Genomic DNA, 26,918 nt, shown 5'->3' with positions numbered 1-26,918 from the left:
GCAGATTCCATGAACGACCAAGAACAATTGATCGAACTTCTCCGCGCCGGCGACAAACGCCGCGAGGAACGCCGCCGCTTCATGCGCACAGCCGCTTCCGCAACGGTTGCGGCCGGTGGTCTGTCGCTACTTGCCGCATGTAGCGGTGACGGCGCCAACGTTGTCACGCCTACCCCGACGCCCACACCCACGCCGACCGGTTCAACCGGCACGGTGTCCGACGCGGACGTGCTCAACTTCGCGCTGAATCTCGAATATCTCGAGGCGCAGTTTTACGTCACGGCGGTTTACGGTACCGGCCTTTCGGCGGCGAACCTCGGCGGCACCGGGACCCAGGGGACGGTAACGGGTGGACGCAAGGTTACCTTCACCGATCCGGTCGTCGCACAATATGCGCGTGAAATCGCGGCCGACGAGGCTGCACACGTCAACTTCCTGCGCGCGCAGCTCGGCACGGCTGCGGTTGCGCAGCCGGCGCTCAACATCGACGGCGGCGCAACGGGCGCGTTCACGGCGGCGGCACGTGCGGCCGGTCTGATCGGTGCGAATGACACGTTCGATCCGTATGCGAGCGACGAGAACTTCCTGCTCGGCGCGTTCATCTTCGAGGATGTCGGCGTGACCGCGTACAAGGGTGCTTCGACGCTCATCACCAACAAGACCTACCTTGAGGCTGCCGCCGGTATCCTCGCCGCAGAAGCCTATCATGCCGGTCTGATCCGGACGGTGCTCTACAGCAAGGGCTTGCAGACGCCTTCGCTTCGCACATCTGCCGACAAGATCTCTGACGCGCGCGACAGCCTCGACGGGTCGAGCGACGACGATCAGGGCATCTCGGGCGCGGACGCCAGCGTGTCGAACATCGTGCCGACGGATGCGAACGGCATCGCCTACAGCCGCACGACCGGCCAAGTGCTGAACATCGTATATCTGTCGAAATCGTCGCTGGCAGCGGGCGGGTTCTTCCCGAACGGCGTCAACGGCAACATCCGCACCAGCGCCGCCAGCGGCTGATGCAGGCGGGGCGCCGTCACCCGGTGGGTGACGGCGCCCACGTCTTACCGGCCCGCTTTGTAACCGGGCGATGGCACCATCCCCACGCGCAGCGACGATCTGTACGATCCGAGATCGACCAGCGACACGCGGCCAAGGCCGCCACCGGCCTCAGTATTCCATACCGCGATTGCGATGGTATTGGCACCGTTGGGATTGAGGATACCCGTCGGGATCGGAAAGCGGTGCTGCGGCCCGAGTTGGCTGACATAATTGCCCATCTGCCAGCCATTGACGAAGAGTGTGGCGCGGTATGGTCGCGCGGCATCATCGGTGATGTCGAGTGCGATCGAACTGTCCTGCCCCTTCGGCAGCGCCAGCCGCGCGGTGCTGCGATACCATGTGATACCGGGCTTCGTGGCGGACGCGGGTAGCGATACCGGCTGCCAGCCACGATCCGGAAAGCCGGGGAGCGACCAGCCCGAACGCTCGCCGAACAGGCCGCCGTTGTTCATCGGACCGCGCACGGTGTCGACCAGAGCCTCACCGCCGCGCACACCTTGCAAGCGCCACGTAATCGGTCCGGTGCCACCGCTCAGCGTGGCGAAGGTCAGGCCGCGCGCGGTGCGGTTGTCGCTGCCGTCGTCGTAATCTTCCTCATGCCCCATGTTGACGGTGAGCACCGACAACACATTGTCGCCGCCCGCCTTCAACGCGCCGGCCGGGAAGGCGAAGGTCTTCTCCAGCGTTTCGCCCTGAACGCTGCCAAGGAATTGCCCGTTCAGCCATGCCGAGACCGCGCCGGCCTTGCCGCCGCTGATCACTTTCAACGTTACCCCGGTCGCACCATCCGCCTGGAAGTGGCCGCGATACCAGATGTTGCCGGTGTGGAAGCCGTAATCATCGGCGAACAGCACCGGCAGCGCCTCGGGTTTGGTGATGCTGGCGGTGACGGTGCGGTCGGCCTTGGTCCAGCCGCTGTCGTCGAAGCCGGGTTCGATTTCCGGCGCTTCCTCGTGCATCCGCCAGGCGAGCGCGGGCAATCTGACCGGCCGCGCGATGGGTAGCGTCGCGGCGATGCTGCCGCTCGGTGTCGTGCGACCGTGGATCGCCACGCCGTTCCAGCGGATCGTGCCGGTGTCGGCGAACACCTCGAAGCTGTCATCGCTGCCGGTATCGCCCGACAGATCGAGCGTTCCGCCTGCAAGCACAGCCCCGCGCAGCAGGTGGGTGCCGCGCACCAGCACCGCGCCCGCCGCCGTGTCGCGCCGCCAGAACGTCGCCGCCGCGTCCTTGTCAGCGATCAGCAGGAGCAGCGGCCGGGTGAACCCTGCGCCGGAGATGCGGACCCGTGCAACACCGCCGTGCGTGTAGTTGAGGCGCAGGTCGCCATCCGACCAGTCCTGCGCCACATTACCGTCCAGAACCTCGACTGTGGGGCGTATTGCGGCGCGCAGCACCGTCTCGCCCGGCTGGCCGGCATCGCCGTAGACCAGCGCGACCTCCCGTCCGGCGATCGATGCGTGGGTCATCAACTCCGATGTCGAATAGACCAATGTCGTCGGCCCGAGCGCATAGCCGGCGAGCAGGATCTTGCCCTGCCGCCCGTTGAGGGTGATCGCCGTGTCGGGCGCCTGCGGAACGCGCTTGTACCGCCGCCCGGCGATCGACAGGTCGAGATGGACGTTGTCGACCGCGTTCGTGGTTGAATCGGCGTGACGGAGATAATGGAACTGGGTATCAGTTTCGGGATTGCGACGCGCGATATCGACGATCGCCTTGTTGTCCAACCGCGCCGAGCGTGCGCCGACCGTCATCGTCAGCGGCGCAACGGCCTGCGTGAAATAGCCGATCCGCTTGTCCTCAGCGTATTTTGCGTCGAACTGGCGCCCTTCGGTGATTGCCGCGCCGTAGTCGTAGGACGTGTAGTTTTGCGGGATCGCCTGCCAGCCCCAACTGGTGCCGCCGTACACCATATAGAAGTTCTGGAGCGTCGCGCCGGCGGCGATGTTTTGTTTGTAGAACACGCTTGCGAAGCGGTCGTTGATGAGCGTGGCGCATTTGGGATAGCCTGGACCACCCCAGGGATCGAATGCGCCGCCCTGAAATTCAGGCGTGATGAGCGGTTGATCGGGAACGCGTTTTATCGCCATGTCGGGCACCGGCTTCCACACGTCCGGGTGCGAACAATCGAAGCCTTGCGGGTAATAATCCCAACCATCGACCTTCAGCGCACCGGTGCCGGAGACGAAATTGGCATCGTGATTGCCGATGGACGGCACGGTGATGCCGTGCGCCGTCGCCTGCGCCTTCAGATGTTCCATATAGGCGCGTGCGCCCGGCTGATCGCCGCGGTAATATTCGTTCTCGACCTGGTAGGCGATCACACTGCCGCGACCGTCGGAATATTGATGGCGGGCGATGATCGCGTCGATCTTCGCCATCCACTCGTCGGCAAGCGTAAGATAGGCCGGATCGTCGCTGCGGTTGCGGACGGGGTGGCGGGTCAGCCACAAGGGAAAGCCGCCGCTGTCGACCTCCGCGTTGATGTACGGACCGGGACGGGCGATGACGTACACGCCTTCTTCCGCCGCGATGTCGAGCAGACGGTCCATGTCGCGGACGCCGGTGAAATCGTACACGCCTTGTGCCGGGCTGTGATAGCCCCAGGAAAAGTAGATCGAGGTCGCGTTGAAGCCGGCGGCCTTCATCTTCTGCAGAATGTCCCGCCACAGATCCGGGCTGGGGAGGCGATAGGGATGAAACTCGCCCGACCAGATGTAGACGCGTTTGCCGTCGAGTTTGAAGCTGTAGCCATCCATGTCGATACGGTGGCTGGTTGCCACGAACGCGGGCGGGGTCGGGGCTGCGCCGCACGGCGCCGCCAACAAAGCCGCGCTGCCCAACAGCAGCGGCCGAGCCCATTTCGCCATCGTCATTCTCCCTCTGTATCGAGCGCAACTGGGCGTTCGCCCAAGCCGCCCATGTTTTCGGGGCAAGGCATTAACCCGACAGGGTGGATTGGCAAGGGAACCGCGCGCGGCCGGAACAATGGCCGGCGTGGAACGATCATGCCTGAGATGCCAGTCATAAGGCTTGATCTAAACGCGAAAGGAGCCGCTGCATGGCCCGTTGCACGACAAACGAGGCGATCGCGCTGTTTCTCAACCGGCTTGTTCTGCGGTCGTCGCTGGGCGATGCCGAACGGGCGGCGGTTCTGGATCTGGCCAGAGTGTCGGAGATCGACGATGTCGAGCGAGATTTCGTGCGGGTCGGCGACCGGCTGAGTCATGCCTGTCTGGTCGTTGACGGGATGGTCGCGCGGTTCGCGCAAATTCAGGACGGCGCGCGCAGCTTCGTCGCGCTGCACATTCCAGGCGATCTGGCCGACCTGTTCTCCGTCGTCGAGCCCAACGTTACCTGGGCGCTGCATGCGCTATGCCCGACGCGTATCTTGCGCATACCGCACCACACGTTGCGGGAGCTGGTCGAGCGCTATCCCGCGCTGGGCATGGCGTTCTGGCGTGACACAATTACCGACGCGAACATCCTGGCGCAGTGGACCGTCAACATCGGTCGCAAGGATGCGCTCGCCAGCGTCGCCCATCTGCTCGCAGAGATGGCGACGCGACACCAGGCTAACGGGCTCGGCAGCGAAAAAGAATATCCGTTTCCGATCACGCAGGCGGATCTTGCCGATGCGGTGGCATTGACCCCCGTTCACCTCAACCGCGTGCTGAAGCGGCTGCGCGAGGACAATATCGCGGTCAAGGAGGCTAACTCCGTGCGGATTCTGGATTTTCAGCGGCTTGCTTATCTGGGCGAATTTGACCCAGCGTATCTCCAGCTGGCCCGAGACGATCGCACGTAAAATCGTGCTAACGCAAATCAACCACTGAAACCTCCACGCGGCAGGAGCATTTTTTGGGCATGCCGCGCTATCATCTTCATATCTACAACCACACTGGCGAGACGCTCGACCAGGAGGGTAGCGAGTATAGCGATATCGGCATCGCACGCGCCAAAGCGATCGCAGGGATCCGCTCTTTTCTCAGCGCCGAAGTGCTCGAAGGGAAGGTGGATCTGCGCGGGTATCTGGATATCGCGGATGACGATGGCACGGTGCTTGAGCGGATCGACTTCCACGACGCTGTCAAGATTCACGACATTTGAACAGGCGCGGCTGCGCTCGATCAGGAACGGCGGGCAGTCAGTTTGATCCGGTTACCATGTGGTGTCCATCGGGCGCTTACGGCGAGTGATGGCGGTGGTCACCGGAATTGGCGGGTTGCCGTCTGCATTTGGCGGGTGATTGCATCGTCTTGGCCGCCCGCGCGTTTCGACCTGGTAGCCTGAACGGGCTTTAACTTGAGAGGACACCGACATGGCGGACCCAACCCAACACAGCGAAGACGGCAAGCAGCCGGTGCAGGCGAACGGCGCGGGTGCGCCGCCGAACCCCCATAGTGACGCCGGCGACGTGACATCGGGCGAGATGCCGGGCGGTGAATCGGCTGGTGGCGCATATCCGAATCCGCACACTGGCAAGGATGACGGTGGCACATCACCGGGTGACTTCCTCGGCCATGGCGGCCAGACCAAGCAGGCCTACCACGGCTCAGGACAACTCGGCGACCAGAAGGTCGGTGACCAGAAGAACGCACCCTCGCAAGACTAGTAACGCGATGCTGCGCCCAAGGTTGAGGGCCTGACGCTGCTTAGCGGCAGCAATGCACATGGCAGGCCTAACAGCGGCGGCGGTCAGGCGCCGCTGTCAGGCACATACCTTCGTCAAGGGATCAGGCGATCGGCGCGCAGCCGTTCGAACAGGGCGAAGAACGCATCATCGGTCGGCTGGTACGCAGTGAAGCCGAGGCGCCGGCTTTTCGACATGTCGGTCACCACCTCGATCGGCCGGCCAAGGTCGGCGTCGGTATGCCACGGGGACGCGAGACGGCTGAGGTCTGGCTCGGCCAGCCCTTCGCGCGCGGCAATTTCCCGCCACACTGCCGCATCGTCCGTCATCTGCGTCTCGAGCGGGCGCACGGTACCGTCGAACGGTGCCGCCGCGACGCCGAACCAGTCCGCGATCCGGCTCCACATCCACTGCCAGCGAAAGACGTCGCCGTTGACGATGTTGAACGCCTCGTTGTGCGCAGCCTCGGTTTCGGTCGCCCACAACAGGTGCCGCGCAAGCTGGCCGGCGTCGGTCATGTCGGTCAGGCCCGACCACTGCGCCGCCGAACCGGGGAAGGTGAACGGCCGCCCGGTCTCGCGGCACAGCGTCGCGTAGACGGCAAGCGTGGTGCCCATGTTCATCGCGTTGCCGACAGCCTTGCCGATCACGCTGTGCGGGCGATGGACACTCCAGGTGAAGCCATCCCGCGCGGCGGCGGCGAACACCTCATCCTCCTGCGCGTAATAGAAATTTTCAAGGTCGAGCCGGTCCTGTTCCTCGCGAAACGGGGTCTGCGGCAGGCTGCCCTTGCCGTACGCCTCGAACGGCCCAAGGTAATGCTTCAGGCCCGTCACCAGCGCGACGTGACGCGGGCCAGTCGGCTTGGGCAGGCCGTCGAGCAGGTTGCGCACCATCGCGGAATTGACGCGGATATTTTCCGCCTCGCTATCCTGCCGCAACCAAGTGGTGATAAATACCGCGTCTGGCTGCACGTCCTTCAGCGCCTCTGCGGTGCCGGCGGCGTCCTGAAGATCCGCGACCAGCGGCTGAACCCCCGCCTGTTCGACCGGGCGTCGCGCAATGCCGTGCACGGTCCAACCCTGTTCCGCCAGCAACCCAGCTGTCGCGCTGCCGACGATCCCGCTTGCGCCCGCTACCAATGCCGTTTTGGCCATCATCATGCTCCTGAATGTCTGTCACATCGCAGCTAGGCATGGCCGCGCCGACCTTCTAGACGGCACCCTTTGGGGACATAGGCACCCGGAGGTATCCACCCATGCAACCCGGTTCACCCGACGATAGCTGGCGCGAGGATTGCGCGCCGCGCCGCGTAATGGAGCTGTTCGTCACCAAATGGACGAGCATGATCCTGCATACGCTGCACGCCCGCCATGACGGCGTGGCGCGTAATGGCGTGCTGATGCGCAGTCTGCCGGGCATCTCCAAGAAGATGCTGACCCAGACGCTGCGCGACATGGAGACGAGCGGCCTCGTCTCACGCCACGTGCAGGGCACGATTCCCCCCGCCGTCGAATACCGACTGACGGCGCTCGGGCTCCGCTTTGTCGAGCCGGTCGAAATGCTCTACGCCTGGGGCCGCGACAATGCCGATGCGCTCGACGCGCTCGGGCCGCGACCGACGTCGCGGCGCTCAGCCTGAGGTGCCGGCGAATTTCCGCAGCAATACCGGCACGGTTATCAGGTTGATCGCCCATTGCGAAACCTCCGGGATCGCCAGCGCGGGCGTGAACGTGCTGGTGCCGGGGTTCTCCAGCGTTTCCTGCACCGTCGACGGTCCGGTGAACCGTTCCGGCGTCGCGCGGAAATAGTCGGCATCGCCAAACTTCAGCAGCGCGCGGTACAGCGCCAACGCTTTCGCCTCCAGCTCCGCCGATCCGTTGAAATTGGCGGCATAGGCGGTGATACGCGGCTCGAAATACCAGTTGGCGCGCTTGCCCTGCGTAAATTGTTCGCACAGCCGGCCCCAGGCTTGCGTGAACGGCGGGCAGGGGATCAGCGCCTGTAACTCGACAGCGATCTGGTCCCCTGCGAACAGGAACAGGAACTGGCTCGGCTTCTGGTTGGGCGCACCGACCGACCGCAGGTGCTTGGTAGCCGGATCGAACGCGAAGGCATCGTCCTTCAGGAAGGTGTCGCCCATCGCACCGATATCGCGCATTCCGGTCAGGCAATAATCGCGGTAACGGGTGTCGCCGGTGCGCTCCCATTCGACCAGCCAGTTGCTGGCGAGCGCAAGCCAGTCCGGCCCGACCCGCAGGAACGCCTGGGGCGCGGGCACATCCGGGCGCGGCGCGATCTTGCGCAGCGGCGGATTGCGCGCGATCGACGCCTCCACGGTGGCGAGCGGTTCGCGCAACAGGTCGCCGGTGCGCTCGTCGGTGGTGAGATAGTAGAAGAAGCGTTTGATGAACGCCTCGTTGATACGCGCTTCCTTGGCATCGCCCCAATGGCTGACGTTGTGGCGCGAGCCCAGACCAGCAAAGGGGCCGATGTGATGCACGTCCACTTCGTTGTTGTTGCGTGTCATCGCTTCGGCTGCGCGGAAGATGTCGGCCCGGCCGCTTCGCAGAAACGCGAACCACAGCCACACGTTCGGCATCAGCTCGGTCTCGTTCCAGCCGTGGCCGCCAATGTCATACATCCATTGATGGCGGATCGGATCGTAGGTGCGGCGATAATCGCCATAATCCCAGAAACCATACCAGCGGCGTCGCTCGACTTCGCCCGAATAAAAGCCGAACGCGCGGTCGAGCTGCGTGTCGGCTGACGCGATCTCGGCGGCGGTGAGGCCAGGCGCGGCGGTGCCGGGCAGGCTCCAGTAGCCGAGCGTTTCGGTGGCATGATAATGCTCGGGCGCGCAGATCGGCAGCGGCGGGTTGTGCGTGACGCGGCGCATTGCGTCGATCGTATCGGGCGCGGGCGTGTCGGCGCACGCCCACAGCATCAGTTCGGAGGTGTTGGCGCATCCGTAGGCGTCGGCGTGACCCTCCTCATAGTCTTCGTAGGTGACTGTAAGGCCGTGGCCCTTGGTGTCGTAGTGGCGCAGGTCCATTGCCACCGCATCGGGCGACCAAAGCCAAGCGGTGAGGGTGCCCGCGTCACCGGCGGCGCCAAGGATCTCGAATGCGGCGGGATATTTCTGCCAGAAGTCGCGCTGACCGATCGCGAGCCCGCCCGACACGTCGCCGAGAAAGGCGACACCGCCCGCACGCTGCCCGCCGGTCACCTGCAACCACGCGCTCGCGGCGTTGGTGCGCTTGTGTATGTCCCAGCCATCGGCACTGAGCTGGCTGAGCTTGAAGTCTTCCCATACCGCCGTGCTGGCGAGATTGGCGCGCTCCTTCTCGGTGAATTGGGCGAGCGCGGGGAGCCGCTGCCCAAGCAACTGCGCGCGTTCCCCGGCGGCGGCGTCCTTCATCGCGGATGGGCGATAGCCGGGGATCATCACTACCGGCTCGGCGAAGACATGATCCCCGTCGGTCGCGAAGCGGACGTGGCGGTTGTGCGTCTCGTCGCGGAACGGCACCGCGAAACGCACGCCGATGCCCTTGATGAAATCCGTTTTCTGGTCGCCGTCGAATACGAACGAATGCACCATCCGCGCAGAGCCCAGTCCGGCGGTGAAGTACAGCCGCACCGAGAAGGGCAGCCATGAACGACCGCCGGCGCCGCTATGCGTACCCTCGATATGCACCACGGAGCGCACCGGCCCGGCCTGCTCGACGGTGACGCGCGTGATGCGGCTGACGAATCGTTCCTCGCGCACCACGCCCTCCGCCGGCTCGCGTGAACGATCCTCGCGCAGCACAACCAGCCGCCCGTCCCGGGCGACTTCGCGGCCATCGACGATGAGCGAGCGCACCAGCGTGTCGCCTGTCCGATCGATCGTCGCGGTCAGCGCGCCGGTGCGGATAATCACGGTTTGTGCGTTCTGCTCGACCACAAGCGGTGTGGCCGGGTGTGGGCCGCTTTGGTGGCCGATGCCGACGGTCAGGTCGCCGATGTCGCTGGTGGCGGCGACGGCGAGTCCGGTCCACTTCACCGATCCGTCCGGCCAATAGGCCATCGGCCAAGTTTGCGCCGGGATCGCCGCCTCGCCATTCCGGACGATGACCCTGTCGGACCGCCGCACGGTGCCGCGTGGCCACGGCACCCCCCACGCGGTTCCGGTCGGCAGTGGTGGTGTCCCGGCCAGCCAGGTCAGCCGGGCCGAGGGCGCCGCTGCCCGCGCAGCCCTCGCGAGATGCGGGGCAAGCACAAGTCCCACCCCCGCAAGCGCGCTATGTTCGAGCAGGCGGCGGCGGGTCGGACGATATTCCACGGCGTGTTCCTTATCTTGTGTCGTCTGGCATGTTGCGCGCAGTTCAGAGCGGACCTTTGTGGGCATCGTCGCCGAGCGGGCGCATGATCAGCCTGTTCGGGCTGGGCGGTACGTGGAAGTCGGCCAAGGCATCAGGATGAGCGGGATCGAAGCTGCGGAACGCGGGCTTCACCGCAGCGGACACCGGCAATCCGGCACCGGCGAGATCGCTTGCGACGATCCGGGCAAGTTCCCATGCGCCGAACGGGCTGTGGTGGGTGGTGTCGGCGTTCGAGCCATCGGCATCGTGCTTGAACAGCGCGAGGGAGGGTTGTTCGCCGAACGCCTCGTACAGCGTCTTCGACTGCGCGTTGAGATCGATCAGCCGCGCGCCGCTGATCCGCGCCGCTTCTCGCGCCATCTCGGGATAGTCCTCCAGCGTGTTGACGACATGGCCCGCCACGAAACTGTGGCGGTTCATCGGCGTGACGATAACCGCGCGCGCGCCCCTGGCCTGCACCGCGCGCGCCCACGCCACGAGCCCGTCGCGATATTTCAACGCAGCTTGCGGGTCCTTGGCCTTGTCCTTCATGTCGTTATGGCCGAACTGCACGACGAACAGGTCACCCGGCCGGATTTCGCCAAGGATCTTCGCGAAGCGGCCGCGATCGTTCGAAGCGGCGACGGACTCGCCGGACTCGCCGTGATTGGCCACCACGGCCTCCGGCCCGATCATCGCGGTCAGCATCTGGCCCCAACTCGCATAGGGTTCGCCGGACTGGTCGCAGACCGTAGAGTCGCCGAGCAGATAGATGACCGGTACCGACACCGGCGTGATCGTGATGTCCCGGACGGCAGGATCGCGACCGTTGAATTCCAGCGTCAGCCGGCGGTCCCACGCCACCGCTTCCGCCGTCGTTTCGCGCGGCGCCTTGAGCTGCACGCTGCCGCCGCCAACGATCTCCGGCGTGCGTACGTTGACGAGGAAGTCGACGGTCCGACGACCTTCGGCAGGGACGCCGACATCGAGCAGCATCAGCCGACGCAGTTCCGCCTTTACAGTGGTGTCGCTCGCCAATGAACCCCCAAGCGTGACTGCAACGCGGTAGGTGCCGGGCGCCTCTTCGATCGACACGAAGAATGGCCGCGCACCTTGTACGTCGCCTTTTTCGATGCGCGGCATCTCGCCGGCAAAGCTGAACCTGACAGAATCGCTGCCACGCGCCGGGTGCGCGGGGACGGTGTGAGCAGGGTCACCAAATACGATCCGCTGCGCTCGCGCGTTAGCAGGTGTCGGCGACACCGTTGCGATTGCCACTGCCCATAGCAGGTGTCTCATGGATCCTCGCCGATCATATTTTCATATGATGATCCACGGTCCCATCAAATGCAATGGCTACCAGCGTGGACGTGCGGGATCAGCGCTTTCGCAGCGAGCAATTGATCTGAGGATGTAGTGGGCAGCGCCGAGCTACTGCAGCTACGCCTGATCAGGTCGTCAGGCAGGGCGCCGCTCGGGCGCACCGAAACTAGGTACTATGAGCCCGCCGATAGTCGTCGCAGGCAACGGCCGGTCGAACGTCCATGCGACGTGCGACCGGCGGGCAGTCAGATCTTGGCGGAGTAGAGCATCCGGCCCGGTCCAAGCCGTGCGAACACCTGATCGAGGTCGCGCTGGCCGACCGCGAAGCAGCCCTGGCTGCGGCCCAGTTGGCCGTGCTTCGTCAGCATGTCGGGGTTGGAATACCATGCCGAATGGATGACGATGGCACGGGCCAGCGCCATGTTGTTGGTGGGATCAAGCCCCATCAGCCGCTGCGACTTGCCATGTTTGCCGACGTAATAATCTGCGGTCATGAACGTACCTTCACTCGACGCATTCGAGCCGTCCGCGTTGGAGAAGTGCTGCAGGAACCCGGTGTGCGCCGGATCGGAGCCGCTGCCATGTGCAACCAGCACGCTGTTGGTCGCGCCGCTCGCGAGATCGACCAGATAGAAACGCTGCCGGGAAGACGGTGCCGCAAAATCTGCGATCGCGATGCGATCCTTGAATGCGATCTGATTGCCATGACGATGCAGTGCCGCCATCGCCTGACGGAACAGTTCGGGACGGACCACGCGCGTCGATGTCGTCGGCGACATAGCGACCGCGAACGCTTTGGAGGTGGTGGCGGGAAGCGCTGCAACCCCGGCAGCTACGAGCGAAGTTTTCAACAAAGCACGCCGGGAAGGCGTGACGTCCGGAAATTCATGCACTGGCGGAACCACTCCGTAACAAGGAATATCGGCCGTATACCAGACATTTGGTTGACGTTGACTTACGAAAGCGCGTTTGTTCCCGCTCTACCGATCACCTCACCCCGACCAATGCACAATCGGACGCGATACAACGTCATAAGTTAAGATGCTGAAAATCTGGCACGAACTCGGCGGGTCGTGCGTTGTGTCTCACAGGATGACGAACCGAGCGATTCTGTCCGTTGTGTGTAAGATGATGAGGTATGTCGATGCGAAACCTTCGTCAACAGGCGCTGATCTGCGCCGCGATGTTTGGCTTTGCGGCGTGTGTCGCGCCGCCGGCGTTTGCCAAGGGCGCGATCGCCGAGGACGCGGTGGAGTCGCTGACGCCTGGGCACTTTGTGTGGGACGATGCAGCCGCCCCGGCGGGTCGGATTTCCGTCGTGGTAAGCATCGCGTCACAACGCGCGCTCGTCTATCGTGATGGTCAGTTGATCGGCGCCACGGCGGTGTCCACCGGCGCACCGGGTCACGATACCCCGACCGGGGAGTTCACGATCCTGCAAAAGCAGGTGATGCATAAATCCAACCTCTATAACGATGCGCCGATGCCATTCATGCAGCGGCTGACGTGGGACGGCATCGCCATTCATGCCGGTCGCAATCCGGGCTATCCGGCGTCGCACGGTTGCGTGCGTGTGCCGACGGCGTTCGCCAAGAAGCTGTTCGGCATGACCCGGCTCGGCGCGAAGGTGACCGTAACCGACGCGCCGATCGATATGCCGGAAGCTGGTGTGCCGCTTCCCGATCCGACGCTGACGCCCGACGCGCCCGTCACGCCAGACGCTTCGTTCAGCACGTCACCGGTCCTCGCCGCTCGGTAAATTTATTCCGCAATAGTAGCTGGTTGGCTGGCCGCAGTCTTGCACGCGGCGATCCGCGACCGCTTGGTCGCCACGCAGTTGCGCCGACTAGGCAGCGTCAGGTGATGTCAGCGCCAGCAGGTCCAACGCGTCACGGGTCGCCGCGCCCGATGCGGTGTTGTCGAAAATGCACCACGAGGGCGCCGCTCCGTCGTCCTCATCGGCAAGGGTTTTCGCCAGCTCGCCAAGCCGATCGGCTTCATAGGACGAGTAATATACGCGCGGCGTGCCATGCAGCCGACGATAGCGCAGCCCCGGCCAGCCGCCCGGTCGTTCGCCGCCGGGGGCGAGCACCGGGTCTGTCGCCACGCGGGCGACGCGGTGTTCTACAAGCAGTGCGTCCGCATCCGCCGCGAACCAAGTAGCGTGTCGCGGTTCGCACGCAAAGCCGACGATATCGCCGAGGCGCTGCCGAGCCGCCGCGAAGAAGGTCGACGCGACGATGGGATCGAACGCGAGGCTCGGCGGGAGTTGCAGCAGCACGACGGCGAGTTTGTCACCCAATCCGCCTGCCTGTTCGGCAAACGCATCGACCGGTTCGATGCAGTCGACCAGCTTGCGGGTGTGCGACATCTCCTTGGGCAGCTTGACCGAGAAGCGGAACTCGGGCGGAACACTTGCCGCCCAGCGCGCATAGGTCGCGCGGCGGTGCGGGCGATGGAAGGATGAGTTGATCTCCGCCACCGGCAGCACGGCGGCGTAGCGTTCGAGGTGCGAGGCTCCTGCGGGGAAAACGTCTGCCGCCGCCTTGGGGATCGACCAGCCGGCAGTGCCGATCCGGCAGCGTGTCTCGGCCGCCGCCAGGGCGTCGTACCAAACCGCATAGGACGTGTTTTTGACCATATGACGATTGAGATCAGGCGCGCCATCGTGCCACCACGGCGCACCCCGCTCCCCGAGCGCGACCTTGGCAGCGTCGACCGCGGCGTGGGCGGTCTGTTCTGCGGCGGCGTCGCCACGGCGTTTGGCTAGGCCGACCGCGCGGCGCGCGTCCATCAGCGTGGCGACCAACTGCGCGTGGCGTTCGGGCGTGAAGTTCGGATTGGCCGCGCGCCACAGCCGCCCGCGCACGACGATGTACCGGCGGTCCGGCGTCAGTGGCGACGACATCAGCCGACGGGGGCGACGAGGCGGGCGTCTATTTCCGCTTCGGTGAGGATGGTGATCGACGCGCCGTCGCGGCGGAGTTCCTCGGCGCGGCGGTAGGCGGGGGCGAACTGTGGGTAGCGGCCGAACGGCTGATCGTGGCTGACGACGAGCATTGTGGTGGTGCGCCCCACCGACGAGACCACGCGGCCGCCGGCACTGGCAAGCCGCAACGCGAGCGGTCCGTCGCGGTGCGCGCCAAACACGAAGATGCGCTCGCCCTTCAACGGGCCGTCGCTGGCCGGTTTGGGTGCGCTGCCGCCACGCCGCAGCGGCGGGGTGAGCCAGCCGGCGAGATCGATGCCGGTGTGATCGATCGCGCGGACCACCACCATGCCAGCGGCGCGTGCATCGCTCAGCGCATCATGATGCTTGTGCCGGATACCAAGAAACTTGCTGAGCACGTTGAGCCGGTGGCTGGACAGTTCCGGCCATGCTCGCTGCGCGACGCGAACGCTGTCGAGCCATGTCGTCGCGATCGCGGTTCGGTCGTGCACACGGCACGCGGCGGCGAGCGCACCCTTGTCGAATGCCGAGTGCGCGACGGTGATTCTGCCCGACAGATGCGCGTCGACTGCCGGGTGGACGTGTGCAAAGGTCGGCTTGCCGGCGACATGATCGTTGCTGATGCCATGGATGCGCATGTTGAACGGTGAGAAATCATCGCATGGATCAACCAGCGTTTCGTAGGCGAACGCCTCCACGCCGTTCCGAAAGCCGACAATGCCGATCTGGCAGATGCTGCTGACGTTGGAACAGGCGGTCTCTACGTCGATTACGACGAAATCGGGGGCGGTGCCATCGTCACGGTGCGTGCCGACCGGCGGCGCGGTCGTGGAGAACGTCGTCAGCATGAGCGATAGATATCATGCTCGCCGACCTTCGTCGAACCGGTCGCGCAGCCGATGCGGCTGAAGATCGTGCTTCTGTCGGGCGTGGGCGCGCCCATGCTCCCGGCATGGGCGGCGGAACTGGTCGAACCGCACCGCCTGTGGCAGGAGCGGCGACCGTCCTCAAACGGTGTACTCGCCACGCCGGGTAAGCTACCGCCGTTCCGGGGCAGGCATGGCAACCGTTGCGGCAATCGCGTGTTGAACGCGGAGGGTGAATGTTAGGAGCGAACCGAGGGTGAAGCGGCAGGACGAGGAGGACGTCGAAGTCGGACAGGGCGGACAAAGCTCGGGCATCTCCGCCGATGGTCGCGCCGAAACGCCGGGGCACGAGCCGCTCGGCAAGGTCGGCAGGCGGCACTGGCGCGATAGCACGATCACCAATCCCGGTCTGGAGGATCGCGGCAACGTGTACTTCGCCGCGATCGAGATGACGCGCATGCCGATGATCCTGACCGACCCCAATCAGGACGACAACCCGATCGTCTTCGGCAACAAGGCGTTCCTCGATCTTACCGGTTATGAGGAGAGCGAGATCCTCGGCCGCAACTGCCGCTTCCTGCAAGGCGCGCAGACCGATCGCGAGCAGGTCGCGGATCTTCGCGAGGCAGTTCATGAACGCGAGTCGATCGCGCTCGAGATCCTCAACTACAAGCGTGACGGTACGCCGTTCTGGAACGCGGTGTTCATCGGGCCGGTTTACGACACGAGCGGCAAGCTCGTTTATTTTTTCGCAAGCCAGCTCGACGTGACGCGGCGCCGCGAGAGCGAACAGGCCTCGCAACAGGCGCAGAAGATGGAGGCGATCGGGCAGCTGACCGCCGGCCTCGCCCATGATTTCAACAATCTCCTGCAGGTCGTTACCGGCAACCTCGAACTGCTGGCGTCGCAGATCGGCGACGAGCGTCAGCGTCGCTATCTCGATCGCGCGCGCGGGGCTGCCGATCGTGGCGCGCGGCTGACCGGGCAGTTGCTCGCCTTCGCGCGCAAGACGCGGCTAGACCCCCGCGCGGTCGACGTAAGCCAATGTGTCACCGGGTTCGCCGAGATGCTGGAAAGCTCAATCGGCAAAAAGGTCGAGCTGCATCTGTCGCTGCGGCGCGGTCTCCCCAAGGCGGTGCTGGATGTCGAGCAACTGGAGATGGCGCTGCTCAACATCGCACTCAACGCGCGCGACGCGATGGCGGACGGGGGGCTGCTTACGATCTCCACCGCCAAGGTTCACCTCAACGGCGATGCGGCGGCGCGACAGCTTTCCTCTGGCGACTATATCGCGATCGAACTGAAGGACGAGGGTGAGGGAATGCCCGACCACGTCATCGCGCGCGCGATCGAGCCGTTCTTCACGACCAAGGGTACGGGCAAGGGCACCGGGCTCGGCCTTGCGATGGCGAGCGGGTTCGTCCAGCAATCCCGCGGCCGGCTGGAGATCGAAAGCGTCGTCGGCCAAGGTACGCTGGTGCGCATGTTGTTTCCGGTTGCGGCCGTTGACGTCGAGGACGAGGCGACCTCGACAGCGCGACGCGAACCGCAGGCGGCGCCCCCCACCGCCCACATCCTGGTGGTGGAGGACAGCCCCGATGTGCTCGCTCTGGCGCGCGAGAACCTCGAAGCGAACGGCTACCGCGTTTCGACCGCCGAGGATGGCGATGCCGGCCTGGCGGCGTTCACGAGGTTGCGCGCGACCGACCCGGTGGATCTGGTGTTTACCGATCTGGTGATGCCCGGCAGCATGAACGGCTTGCGACTGGCCGAGGAGGTCGCCGCGCTCGACACCGACGTCGCAATCCTGATGACGACAGGCTATAACGAGGAACTCGTCGCTGAGGGGCCGGAGCGCCACGGCCGCGACGTGCTGGGCAAGCCGTACCGGCGCAATGAACTGCTCAACCGGGTGGCACAGGCACTCGCCAACCATGGCAAGACCGCCGCGCGGCGGACGCCATCGGATTTCGGATCGGCCGAGGAATGAGCGGGGTGGGATTCGCACGACAGGCGCTTTCGGCAACCTTGATCGTCGGTGAAATCCGCGTTGATACACCCGCCACCTCCGCCGACATGGCGGTTGAACGCCACGCGCATGAAATTGCCGTCACGATTGCGTGACCCGCTTGAAGCAGGGCGATCGTCCGACGATCTCTGGTGCCGTTGAACGTGAGGACCGGACATGACACCCGACGAACGCGCCCTTCTTAGCAATTTCCTGAACGAACTGGCCAACGCCCGTGGCGGCGCGAAAGACGGCGAGGCGGAGGGCATGATCCGGCAGGCGCTCGCCGCCAATCCTGATGCGACATATCTGCTCGTCCAGCACGCGATCGTCGCGGACCAGTCGCTGCACGCCGCGCAGGCGCGCATCGCCGAACTGGAGCGGCAGGTCAGCCAGCCGCAGAGCTCGACCAGCTTTCTGTCGCCCGGTTCCGGTCCTTGGGGTGGCGCGGCGCAGCCGTCCTATGCGCCGCCACCGCCCGAGGAGCGGCCGGGGATTTTCTCGGGCGGTGGTGGCTTGGGGAGCTTCCTGCGCACGGCGGGGACCACGGCGGCGGGTGTCGCCGGTGGCGAGATGCTGTTCAGCGGGTTGTCCGACCTGTTCGGCGGTCATCGTGCTAGCGGCTTCGGCGGCGGTCAGGGCTTCATGGGCGGCCCGGAAGAAAATGTGGTGATCAACAACTACGATGACGATAACGCCGATGACGATCGCGGCAACTGGTGACGCCGCAACCCGCTAGAAACTGATGCCTACGCCGATGCGCACCGTTCGCGGTCGCATAGGCGTAATCTGCTCGCGGTTCGCGAGTGAAAACGGGTTGCCGAAGGCGAACCGGTTTGCGTGTGTATCGGTGATGTTCTCGATCGTCAGCGACAGGTCCAAAGCGCCACGGCGCCAGCCAAGCTCTGCCGATCCCCACGCATAATGCCCTTGCGCGATGTCAAGGTAGTTGCCCACGCCCAAGACCGAGCGCCCGACATAATCCATGCTTGCGGAGACCCGCAGCCGGTCGCGCCCGGCGGACCAGCCATAGTCCACGCCGCCGTGCGCGGCGAAGGGCGGCGTATCGGGCAGACGGCGGTCGCCGCGCGGCGCACTGTCCGCGATCGTGCCGCTGACACGGTTGTCGGTATACAGCGCGGCGGCCTTCAGTGTCAGGCCGGGAACCGGCACCCAGTTGGCGTTGAGTTCGGCTGCAAGGATCTGCGCATCGCCGATATTGGCAGTATAGGGTTGGCCGGACCGGTCGACGAGATCGGCCTGAATGTCGGTCCAGCGCGCATAGGATACCGCCGTCGACAGCGACAGGCCGGTGGCGCCGTGCCGGGTCATGCGCAAGCCCACTTCGCCCATGCCGATATCGTCGGTCGCGAATTCCGCCACGCGCCCGATCCCGCGCGCGACGGCGAGGCCGCCGGTACGAAAGCCGGACTGGTAGCGCGCGTATAGCGATACGCGCGGTGCGACCTCCCAGGCGATCGCAACCGTGGGGTCGGCGCGGTGGGTCTGCCGGCCGCGTACGATATCGCCCGCGCGCGGCTTTACCGATGGCGTGCCGTCGACGTGCGAGAAGGTGGCGCGTACGCCGGCGGTGACGAACAGCCTGGCGAATAGCGGTTCGGTGAGTTCGGCAAACGCGGATTGGCTGCTCGACACGTTGGTGACCGCGATGATGTCGGTGGGGTTGGCGATCGGCCCGAACGTGCGGTCCTGCGCATCGCGATTGTTCAGCGCGGCGACGCCGACCACCCAGGATGCGCCGTGGCTCAGCGAGTGCGACAATCGCACCTCCTGCGTGACCAACCGGTTGGAGCGGTGATCGCGATATTCGGCCAGCGGTGCGGGCGGGCGTCGGCTCGCGTCGAACGTGTCCTCGGCGGTATAGTGGCTGATGCTTGAGGTCGAGACCAGTTCCAGCCCGCTCTCCCACCGCTTGGTAACGAGCAACCGGCCGAGCGCGAGGCTGTTGCGATACGGTTGCGTCAGCCGGCTGTCACGGATCAGCACGCCGGACAGTCGATCGGCATATTGCCCGTCGTCTGCCGTGATCCGCTGGGCAAGGGCACTTGCGTCGATCATCCAGCCACCGCCCGGATCGTAGCGCGCCGCCAGCCGGCCGCCGAGCCGGGTCACGCCGTTGATCGCCTGCCGGGGTGGGGAAAGCGCATCGATGTACCCGCCGTCACGCGACTGATAGCCGACCATGCGGACACCGGCTGCCCCCGACACGATCGGCAGATTGAGCGCTGCGGCGAGCGCATCGCTGGCGCGGCCGCGTTCCGTCGCGCCAATCGCGGTGGACAGCATTCCGCCGGTGCGGTTCAGGTCGACGGGATTAGGCACCATCCGCACCACGCCGCCGATCGCGCCGGCGCCGTAAAGCGTGCCCTGCGGCCCCTCCATCACTTCGACGCTTTGCATATCGACCATCGCCAGTGCCGGCTCTGGCGTCGAATAACCGAGCTGGACGTCGGCAAAATAGTAACTGGTCGCCGATTGTGTGGCGCCATTGAAACTGCTGTCGGCGATGCCGCGAATGAAGACTTTGTCGCGGCCGCTGCCGAGCGCCGTGGTCTGCAACACCGGCGTCGCGCTGGCGATCGCGGTCATGTCGCGGCCGGCGGGCGGGCCGAGCACGGCGCTGTCCGGCGCAAGGGTGGTGATCGTACCTGGAAAACGTTCGAGTGGGATGCGTTGCTTGGACGCGGTGACGATGATGTCGCCGCCTTGCCGGAGCGGCGGCGGCGCGGTGTGGGGCTGCGTGCGGGGCAGGGGCGTGGCGGCGCGGACGATGCGGTAGCTGCGCGGTCCTTCGCGAACGCTGCGGTAGCCGGTGCCGCGCAACACGCGCCGCAGCATCTGTTCGGTCGATCCGGTCGGCTTGGGTGGCGTGACCTGCACGGTTGCGAGGCCGGGCTCCACGCTGACAATCTCGGTGCCGGTATGCTGAGCGAGGTCGAGCAAGACGCCGGTCAACGGCCTGCTGTGCGGGGGCTTCGGCTGCGCCATCGCTGCCGCAGGACAGGCAAAGAGGCAAACCAGCGCGGCTATGAGCGGCCTAGTGCGCCGTCTCCGCCGAAGCGATCGTCCATGTCCGCCCATCGTTGGTCGCGCGCATTCCTGTCATCGCCGCGAGATGCGGAATGTCCTTCGCCGCGCGTCCCGTCAATCGCAGCGTGCCGATAAAGGGCGACTGCGCGGCATCGGGCGAGACGGCGATACCCACATTCAGCGCGAGCGCGACCGTGCGGGCGACGGTGCCGAGGTTCTCGCCGCCGAATTGCAGTGTCCGTTCGCCATTTTGCGCGATGGCGGATCGGATCGGCATCGCGCCATCGCGGGCGACCGAGACCGCTTCCCCGGCGCGGACCGGCAGCGCCGCGCCCTGCGGATCGAGGGTGATCGCGCCCTCGCGCACCGCGATATCGACTCCGCCGTTCGCGTGCGTGACGGTGAAGATGGTGCCGACATCCTGCACCGTCCATTGGCCGACCTGAACCGCAAAGGGGTGCGCGGCGTCGTGCGTGACGTGGAAGGTCGCACGACCGCTATCGAGGCGCACGTCGCGCGGGCCGCCCGTGCCGATCGTCATCCGGGTATTGGCGGCAAGCGCGACCGTGCTGCCGTCGGCCAGCCGCAACGACTGTGGCGTCGCTGCCACTACCGTGCGGCTCTGCCCAGGGAGGTGCAGGGCCGAGACCGCCGCCACCAGCACCGCGGCCGCCACGCCGGCGCCGAGCCACCACCGCCGCGGCCGGGGCGGGTTGTCGTTGGCCGCCACCACCTCCGGCGCGGCTTCATGGCGCAGCACGTCGGCTACGCTGACCGTATCGTAAGCGGCGGCATGCGACGGATCGGCCTCCAGCCACGCAACGAAGCGCAGCCAGGCATCCGCGTCCATCGTCTCCTGGCGCAGGTGCCAGTCGATGGCGGCCTCGAGCACAGATCGGTCAGTCATCGTCCAACCCTCCCGGTCGGTGCAGATGCAGATAGGCGCGGTGCAGCAGCTTCTCGACCGCGCTGACGCTCACCCCCAGCCGCGTGGCGATCTCCCGCTGCGGCACCTGCTCGATACGGAACAGGCGATAGGCGGCCTGCATCCGCTCCGGCATCGCCGCGATCCGCGTCTCTACATGGGCAAGCGCATCGCGCGACAGCAGCAAGCGTTCGCTGTCGGGAAATTCGGTCGGTTGCGGCTGCACCGCGTCCCATGCGGTTTCGAGCGTGCCGCGCCGCACCGCCGCCACGCGCCGATCGGTCGCAAGATTGCTGGCCATGCGGAACAGATAGGCGGCGGGATGCTCGACCGGGCCGGTGGTGCCGCCTTCGATCTTCAGCCACAGGTCCTGCAGCGCATCCTCGGCCTCGCTGACCGAGCCGAGGCGGGCACTCAACAGCCGCAGCAGCGCGGGGCGCTGCTCCAGATACGCCGCCGCCAGTCCGCTGCCCTGCGTCACGCGCGTCAACCGAAATGGCCTGAGTCCATGGCCATTTGCCATGTCCGCGAACGCGCGGCCTTGCAAGCGTGGCGAGGCAGCCGTTCCGGACAAGGCGCGCCGCCGTGGTCAAGCCGCCAGCGCTTCGGGTGCGCAATCCTGATAGGCGCGTTCGCGCAGGCGTTCGCTCGAAAGGCGGCGCGCGGCAAGGCGATCGGCGAGGAAGCCGTAGAAAAACCAGTCGCCTGCCCAGCCGGTCGTGGCATGGTAGCAAAGCCGCTCGGCCAGCGTCCAGCGCGTGCTGGCGCGGTCGCGGTCACGCGGGGCGGGTGCGCACCACAGGTCAGGGTGATAGCCGAGCCGGCCGTGACCGCGCACGCGGTGCATGATCTCGTGATCCTCCAGCACCATGTTCCAGCGCGCGGGATCGAACCCGCCTGCGCCGCGCAAGGCGGTGGTGCGGAACACCTGACCGGCACCGCCGGCATGGCACTGCCCCGGCAACAGCGCGGCGGCCGCGATGATGTGCAGCGCCTTGCCGAGCCGCTGCCACTTGCCGGCGTCGGCCGCGACGAAATAGGCGCCGGCGGCGACGCGGTCATCGCGCTCCAGCACCGCGCGCGCGGTGGCGAGATAGGTTTCGGGATACCAGGTGTCGGCATCGCAGGTCGCCACATAGGGCGTGCTGACCAGCGAGAACCCGCTTGCCAGCGCGGCGACCTTGCCCGGCGTGGTTTCACGCAGCAAAACGTGGGCGAGGCGGAGGCGCACGCAGGCGCTCCGCGCGACCGCGCCGCTGCCGTCGGTGCTGCCATTGTCGATCAGGATCACCAGTGGCGGCTCGGTCTGCCGAGCGAGGCTGGCGAGCGTGCCTTCCAGAAAGTCGCGTTCGTTGAAGAACGGCAGCAGCACCGTCCAGTCGCGCCGCGCGTCCTCGTGATCGGTTGTCGTCGCCGTCAGCGCGTCGACCGCGCCAAAAGTCTTGAACATCGTGTCGTTTTCCCATCCCCGGCCCATCGACCAAGATGCGCCGCCCGATGACCAGACGGCGCGCTCGCCTGCGATCCGCACGGGGGTGCGAAGATTTTTTCTGCGCCGCATCGCACTGGTCGACGCGGGACTGGCGCTCGCCCGATGGCTGTGCGACCTCTCGTCCTCATGACCGGTCGCAACCCATGACGAGTCCCCACCAGGATACGCTGTCGCCCGCGCAACATGCCGAGCGGGTCGAGGCTTGGCAGGTCGCGCTCGATGCGGGCGGGCTGCCGCAATTCGTGGCGGAGCGGCTGGCGGGTGCGGCGGCGGGATCGGGTGCGTGGGTTGCCACGATGACGCCCGCCGAACTGTTGCTCGCGCGCACGCACGGCATCCGGCCGGTGGCGACGGTGTCCGGCACCTGCTGGTTCCACTATGGGCAGAGCTGGACCGAGGGCCATGCGCAAGGCTGGCACGAGGCGCTCGCACGGATCGAGCAGGAGGCGCGGGCAGCGGGCGCCAACGCCGTGGTCGACGTGCGGATGCGGACGCTGCGGCACCGGATCGGCGCGAGCATGGACTTCACCCTGATCGGCACGGCGGTCCATATCGAAGGACTCGCCCCCAGCCCGCATCCGGTGATCGCGACGGTGCCCGCGCTGGAATTCGTGCGGCTGCTGGAGGCGGATATCGTGCCGGTCGGCATCGCGGTCGGTGCGCGGTTCGACTGGCTCGGCAACCCGTACGGCAATTCGGGCTGGGGCGGCGGCGACTGGACGGCGCTGTCCGACATCCAGACGAAGTTGCGCTCGTTCCAGAGCATCCCGATCATGACGCTGACCAATTTCTGGGAAGGCATCCGCCACGAGGCGCACCGCGATCTGCGCGAGAAGGTGGCGGAGCAGGGCAATGGCGTGCTCGCGCATACCCACTTCGGCCAGTTGATCCGCCGCGAACGCGACAAGCAGCCGCCCGCCTATCTCGGCCGGCATATCGTGATCGGCACGGTGGTCGACGCCAAACGTGGCGCGGGCGTGCCACACCCGATCGAGATGGTGATCGACATGCGCGACGATGCCTCGCCGCTGCGCGAGGCCGGGGGCGCGCGCCATTCGGCATATCAGAACGACGTGATGGACGAGGAAGGTGGAATCTGATGGCCGAAGAGACTGGCATTCCCGAACATGCGCTCACCCGCCTCGCGGGGCTTCGTCGGCAGGGGCATCCGGGTGGCGTGTTCACCTCGGACTTTTCGGTCAACGAGTTCCTGCTGGTGCGCAAGGCCGGGTTCGAGCCGGTCGGGCTGTGCGTGGGATCGTGCATCTACCATCTCGGCTTTCAGTTCGCCGGCTGGACGAGCAGCGTCGAACTCGATGTGCTCAGCACCGCCATGTACGAGGCGCGCGCGCTCGCAATGGAGCGGATGCGGCAGGAGGCCGCCAACATGGGCGCGGACGGCATCGTCGGCGTGCGGCTGACGGTGAAGCGGCTCGAATGGGACAGCAAGGTGCTGGAGTTCGTCGCGATCGGCACCGGCATCGTCCACGCCAAGGGGCATCAGGGCTTCAAGGGGCCGGGCGGTGCGCCGTTCACCTCCGCGCTGTCGGGGCAGGATTTCTGGACGCTGTTGCAGGCGGGCTACCGTCCGCTGGAGATGGTGATGGGCAGTTGCGTCTATCACGTCGCGCGGCGCGGTCCGATCTCGTCGCTGGGCAGTATCGGCCAGAATGTCGAACTGACCAATTTCAGCATCGCGCTGTACGAAGCGCGTGAGATCGCGATGGAGCGCATGCAGCTCGAAGCGACGCAGGCTGGTGCGGAGGGCGTGGTTGGCGCCGATCTGCATGAGGGGAGTCACGGCTGGTCGAGCCACGTTATCGAGTTCTTCGCGATCGGCACCGCGGTTCTGCCGATCGCAGGCCACGCGCCGACCGAGATCCCCGATCCGACGCTGGTACTTTCCGTCAACGCCTAGCCGATCGGACCTGCGCCGTCGTATTTCAGTTCGAGGAAGCGGCTCTGCGTCGCGAGTTCGTCGAACGCGCCGCGCGCGAGTTGTTCGGCCATCCGGGCGATTTCGCCGTCGATCAGGGCGAGGCCGCTCAGCAGATGCGCGTCGGCGCTGACACCGCCGTTGCTTGCGCGCCCGCGCATCCCGGACGGCACCGCTTCGTAGCCCTGCACCAGCGCGGGCAGATCGGTGGCGAGCAGGCGGCGCACCGCGTCGGCGGCCGGCGTGTCGGCATCGAGTGTTGCCAGCCGCGGCGCCATGTCGCGCAGGCGTAACCCGATGGAGTCCAGTGTCGGCAGCACCGCGCGCGGCAACAGCCCGCGCTGGTGTTCGAGCCAGTGCTGCGTATCCTCGGGCAAGGTGCCAAGCGGGGAGGCCGCCAGTACGACCGGCCCCGCGCGCGACAACATCCCGATCACGATGCAGGCGAACAGGATGGCAGCGACCGCGACCAGCCAGCCCACTACGCCGATCGGGAAAACGGCGAGATCGATCGCGGCGGCGATGATCGCGATGCCGAGGCCGGCCATCACCATGCGCCCGGCCAGCCGCAGCGTGGCGCGCTGCCGGCGTTCGCGGTCACGTTTGGCGAGCGCTCTGCCTTCGGGGGAGACCCGCCGGATCATGGCTTCGGCCTGCGAGGAGGGCGGGTTGGTCATGCGCCATCCTATCCCGATCCTCGCGCCATTCTCAAGGGGAGGCGCATGCGACCTCGTCAGGGGTGTGCGTCGCCCCGATCGGGGTCGAGCGCGGTATAACGATCGAGCAGCGCCTGCGTGACGCCGTTGGTCCAGCCGAAGCCGTCCTGCACCGGATATTCGCCGCCGCCACCGGCCGCGCCGGTCTCGACATCGTACTTCTCGATCATCCGCCCGGTGCGATCATAATAGCTCGATACGGTGCGCACCCAGCGCCGCGCGAGATCCTCGGCAAGTGCGGTCTTGCCGTAACGGTCCAGCCCCGCCACGCCGACCCACAGCAGCGGCGCCCAGCCGTTGGGCTGGTCCCATTGCTGGCCAGTGCTGAGCGTGGTGGTACGCAGTCCGCCCGGCGCGACCAGCTTGGCCGCGGTGAGCGTGGCGGTGGTGTCGGCCTGCTGCTGCGTGGCGAGGCCGACGAACAACGGGTAGAGTATCGCCACGCTGATCGACGGGGTGGCGCGCCCGGTGGTGCGATCCCAGTCGACGAAGCGCTGGTCCGCCGCCGACCAGAGATAGCGGTTGATCGCGCTCAAGCGCTTGGTGGCACGCGCGGTGTAATCACGCGCGCACGCGACATCGCCGACTGCGGTGCAGCGCCGTGCGATCGACGTTTCGAGGTTCCACAACAGGCTGTTGAGATCGACCGGCACAATATCGGTGGTGTGGATGGTGGCGAGTGTCTTGCCGTCGGCCAGCCAGCGCGAGCTATAGTCCCACCCGCTTTCCGCACCCGCGCGCAGATCGCGATTGACCTGACCGGGGCTGCGACCGGCGGTGGTGGAGGTGGCGACATCCTCGGTATAGGATTCATCGCGAGGGGTGTCGCGCGCATCCCAATAGCGGTTGAGCAGGCTGCCGTCGGGCATCCGCACGACATGCTCGCACGCGCCGCTCGCATCGAGACAGCCCGCGCCCGTCATCCAATAGGCATACTCCCCCTTCAGCGCGGCGAGGCGCGCGGCATCGGTGGCGGGGTCTTGCGTATCGGAGAGGTCCATCATCAGCGCCAGGAACGGCGGCTGCGAACGCGACAGATAATAGCTGCGCGTGCCGTTGGGGATATGGCCGTACTTGGAGATCAGCGCGGTGAAATTGGCGAGCATCGACTCGATCAGCGGCTTCTCACCGTCCGCCTTGAGGCCCAGCATGGTGAAGTAGCTGTCCCAATAATACATCTCCTGATAGCGCCCGCCCGCCACCACATAGGCATAGGGCAGTTGCAGCGCCGAGGAGCCGGGCACCACCGCCATCGGCGGCTTGGCGAGGATCGGCCACAGCGCGCGAATATGCTCGCGCATCGTCAGCTTGTTCGGGGCGGTGTCGCCGACCTTGCGGAAATGGCGGGAGACGAAGGCGGCAAGCGCTGCACGATCCTTCGGCGCATCGGCGCGGTATGCCGCCATGATCGCGGCGGGGGTACCCTGCGGCACCATGTCGGCGAAGGTCTTGCTGTCCGGAAACACGCGCGCGAGTTCAACCGCGCGGTACAGCGGGCCGTATATATCCTCGGGCGTCTGCGCGGCGCGGGCGGTGTCCGCCGGAAGCTGCGGGCGCGCGGTCGCAGCGACTGGCGCGAGCAGGGCAAGCGCCAGCGCGAGCGATAGGCGGAGCATCAT

At 66.1% G+C, this 26,918-nt stretch carries 24 protein-coding genes; 11 read left to right on the top strand and 13 right to left on the bottom strand.

All coding sequences use genetic code 11. The features are described 5' to 3' along the window. Positions 1-9: 9 nt before the first annotated feature. Positions 10-1,014, top strand: coding sequence for a ferritin-like domain-containing protein (locus OXR00_RS06335; protein WP_242151575.1), 1,005 nt, complete (start codon positions 10-12; stop codon positions 1,012-1,014). Between the two features lie 44 nt (positions 1,015-1,058). Here OXR00_RS06335 and OXR00_RS06330 read toward each other — a convergent pair whose 3' ends face one another. Continuing rightward, on the bottom strand, positions 1,059-3,926 hold the full coding sequence (locus tag OXR00_RS06330) for a beta-galactosidase (protein ID WP_267387268.1): 2,868 nt from the start codon (positions 3,924-3,926) through the stop codon (positions 1,059-1,061). Positions 3,927-4,117: 191 nt separating this feature from the next. Between OXR00_RS06330 and OXR00_RS06325 the strand changes: the two genes are divergently transcribed. From OXR00_RS06325 to OXR00_RS06315, 3 genes are all read left to right on the top strand, one after another. Further along, positions 4,118-4,864 carry a Crp/Fnr family transcriptional regulator gene (locus OXR00_RS06325; RefSeq protein WP_267387267.1) on the top strand — a complete coding sequence of 249 codons (747 nt, stop codon included), beginning with the start codon at positions 4,118-4,120 and terminating at the stop codon, positions 4,862-4,864. 59 nt (positions 4,865-4,923) lie between these two features. Then, on the top strand, positions 4,924-5,166 hold the full coding sequence (locus tag OXR00_RS06320; RefSeq protein WP_267387266.1) for a hypothetical protein: 243 nt from the start codon (positions 4,924-4,926) through the stop codon (positions 5,164-5,166). Positions 5,167-5,377: 211 nt separating this feature from the next. Continuing rightward, positions 5,378-5,671, top strand: coding sequence for a hypothetical protein (locus OXR00_RS06315; protein ID WP_267387265.1), 294 nt, complete (start codon positions 5,378-5,380; stop codon positions 5,669-5,671). 113 nt (positions 5,672-5,784) lie between these two features. On the opposite strand, the gene OXR00_RS06310 is transcribed toward OXR00_RS06315, so the two are convergent. Then, entirely contained in the window at positions 5,785-6,846 is a 1,062-nt protein-coding gene (locus tag OXR00_RS06310) for an SDR family oxidoreductase (RefSeq protein ID WP_267387264.1), read from the bottom strand. Between the two features lie 101 nt (positions 6,847-6,947). Here OXR00_RS06310 and OXR00_RS06305 point away from each other — a divergent pair, with 101 nt between their 5' ends. Next, positions 6,948-7,331: a helix-turn-helix domain-containing protein gene (locus tag OXR00_RS06305; protein ID WP_242151557.1), complete on the top strand. Its 384-nt coding sequence runs from the start codon at positions 6,948-6,950 to the stop codon at positions 7,329-7,331. On the opposite strand, the gene OXR00_RS06300 is transcribed toward OXR00_RS06305, so the two are convergent. From OXR00_RS06300 to OXR00_RS06290, 3 genes are all read right to left on the bottom strand, one after another. Further along, entirely contained in the window at positions 7,323-10,013 is a 2,691-nt protein-coding gene (locus OXR00_RS06300) for a Tat pathway signal sequence domain protein (RefSeq protein WP_267387262.1), read from the bottom strand. The genes OXR00_RS06305 and OXR00_RS06300 overlap by 9 nt on opposite strands. A gap of 43 nt (positions 10,014-10,056) precedes the next feature. Next, a complete protein-coding gene (locus OXR00_RS06295) occupies positions 10,057-11,331 on the bottom strand; it encodes a GDSL-type esterase/lipase family protein (protein ID WP_267387261.1) in 1,275 nt (424 codons plus the stop codon). Positions 11,332-11,600: 269 nt separating this feature from the next. Continuing rightward, on the bottom strand, positions 11,601-12,206 hold the full coding sequence (locus tag OXR00_RS06290; protein ID WP_267387260.1) for a murein L,D-transpeptidase catalytic domain family protein: 606 nt from the start codon (positions 12,204-12,206) through the stop codon (positions 11,601-11,603). A gap of 293 nt (positions 12,207-12,499) precedes the next feature. Between OXR00_RS06290 and OXR00_RS06285 the strand changes: the two genes are divergently transcribed. After that, the gene (locus tag OXR00_RS06285; protein ID WP_267387258.1) at positions 12,500-13,114 is read left to right on the top strand and encodes a L,D-transpeptidase family protein; all 615 of its coding nucleotides are present in this window, start codon (positions 12,500-12,502) and stop codon (positions 13,112-13,114) included. A gap of 87 nt (positions 13,115-13,201) precedes the next feature. On the opposite strand, the gene OXR00_RS06280 is transcribed toward OXR00_RS06285, so the two are convergent. Together OXR00_RS06280 and OXR00_RS06275 are read right to left on the bottom strand one after the other, a co-directional pair. Next, entirely contained in the window at positions 13,202-14,263 is a 1,062-nt protein-coding gene (locus OXR00_RS06280; protein ID WP_267387257.1) for a DUF72 domain-containing protein, read from the bottom strand. Further along, positions 14,263-15,153 carry an exonuclease domain-containing protein gene (locus OXR00_RS06275; RefSeq protein ID WP_267387256.1) on the bottom strand — a complete coding sequence of 297 codons (891 nt, stop codon included), beginning with the start codon at positions 15,151-15,153 and terminating at the stop codon, positions 14,263-14,265. The genes OXR00_RS06280 and OXR00_RS06275 overlap by 1 nt, the downstream gene beginning before the upstream one ends. A 274-nt stretch (positions 15,154-15,427) precedes the next feature. Between OXR00_RS06275 and OXR00_RS06270 the strand changes: the two genes are divergently transcribed. The 3 genes from OXR00_RS06270 (at position 15,428) to OXR00_RS06260 (ending at position 17,902) form a co-directional block, all read left to right on the top strand. Continuing rightward, positions 15,428-17,161 (top strand): PAS domain-containing protein, encoded by a 1,734-nt coding sequence (locus OXR00_RS06270; RefSeq protein WP_267387255.1) that lies wholly within the window; start codon positions 15,428-15,430, stop codon positions 17,159-17,161. 5 nt (positions 17,162-17,166) lie between these two features. Further along, positions 17,167-17,295 (top strand): hypothetical protein, encoded by a 129-nt coding sequence (locus tag OXR00_RS06265; protein WP_267387254.1) that lies wholly within the window; start codon positions 17,167-17,169, stop codon positions 17,293-17,295. A 61-nt stretch (positions 17,296-17,356) separates the two neighbouring features. Beyond that, complete coding sequence (locus OXR00_RS06260) at positions 17,357-17,902, top strand: DUF2076 domain-containing protein (protein ID WP_267387253.1); 546 nt, start codon at positions 17,357-17,359, stop codon at positions 17,900-17,902. A 12-nt stretch (positions 17,903-17,914) separates the two neighbouring features. Here OXR00_RS06260 and OXR00_RS06255 read toward each other — a convergent pair whose 3' ends face one another. From OXR00_RS06255 to OXR00_RS06240, 4 genes are all read right to left on the bottom strand, one after another. Beyond that, entirely contained in the window at positions 17,915-20,155 is a 2,241-nt protein-coding gene (locus OXR00_RS06255; RefSeq protein WP_267387252.1) for a TonB-dependent receptor, read from the bottom strand. Between the two features lie 82 nt (positions 20,156-20,237). Then, positions 20,238-21,137 carry a FecR domain-containing protein gene (locus OXR00_RS06250; protein ID WP_267387251.1) on the bottom strand — a complete coding sequence of 300 codons (900 nt, stop codon included), beginning with the start codon at positions 21,135-21,137 and terminating at the stop codon, positions 20,238-20,240. Next, positions 21,130-21,636, bottom strand: a complete 507-nt coding sequence (locus OXR00_RS06245; RefSeq protein ID WP_267387897.1) for a sigma-70 family RNA polymerase sigma factor — start codon at positions 21,634-21,636, stop codon at positions 21,130-21,132. The genes OXR00_RS06250 and OXR00_RS06245 overlap by 8 nt, the downstream gene beginning before the upstream one ends. A 108-nt stretch (positions 21,637-21,744) precedes the next feature. Next, positions 21,745-22,605 (bottom strand): glycosyltransferase family A protein, encoded by an 861-nt coding sequence (locus tag OXR00_RS06240; protein ID WP_267387250.1) that lies wholly within the window; start codon positions 22,603-22,605, stop codon positions 21,745-21,747. 185 nt (positions 22,606-22,790) lie between these two features. Between OXR00_RS06240 and OXR00_RS06235 the strand changes: the two genes are divergently transcribed. Next, a complete protein-coding gene (locus OXR00_RS06235) occupies positions 22,791-23,747 on the top strand; it encodes a heavy metal-binding domain-containing protein (protein ID WP_267387249.1) in 957 nt (318 codons plus the stop codon). Beyond that, positions 23,747-24,565 carry a heavy metal-binding domain-containing protein gene (locus OXR00_RS06230; protein WP_267387248.1) on the top strand — a complete coding sequence of 273 codons (819 nt, stop codon included), beginning with the start codon at positions 23,747-23,749 and terminating at the stop codon, positions 24,563-24,565. Before OXR00_RS06235 ends, OXR00_RS06230 begins: the two co-directional genes overlap by 1 nt. Here OXR00_RS06230 and OXR00_RS06225 read toward each other — a convergent pair. Both OXR00_RS06225 and treF read right to left on the bottom strand, forming a co-directional pair. Continuing rightward, complete coding sequence (locus tag OXR00_RS06225) at positions 24,562-25,260, bottom strand: hypothetical protein (RefSeq protein ID WP_267387247.1); 699 nt, start codon at positions 25,258-25,260, stop codon at positions 24,562-24,564. The two genes, OXR00_RS06230 and OXR00_RS06225, sit on opposite strands and share 4 nt — an antisense overlap. 56 nt (positions 25,261-25,316) lie before the next feature. Further along, positions 25,317-26,918: an alpha,alpha-trehalase TreF gene (treF, locus tag OXR00_RS06220; protein WP_267387246.1), complete on the bottom strand. Its 1,602-nt coding sequence runs from the start codon at positions 26,916-26,918 to the stop codon at positions 25,317-25,319.

The organism is Sphingomonas sp. GC_Shp_3, assembly GCF_026540945.1.
GTDB lineage: Bacteria > Pseudomonadota > Alphaproteobacteria > Sphingomonadales > Sphingomonadaceae > Sphingomonas.
Note: the sequence above shows the minus strand (reverse complement) of the source record. Positions and strands in the feature narration are given on the sequence as shown.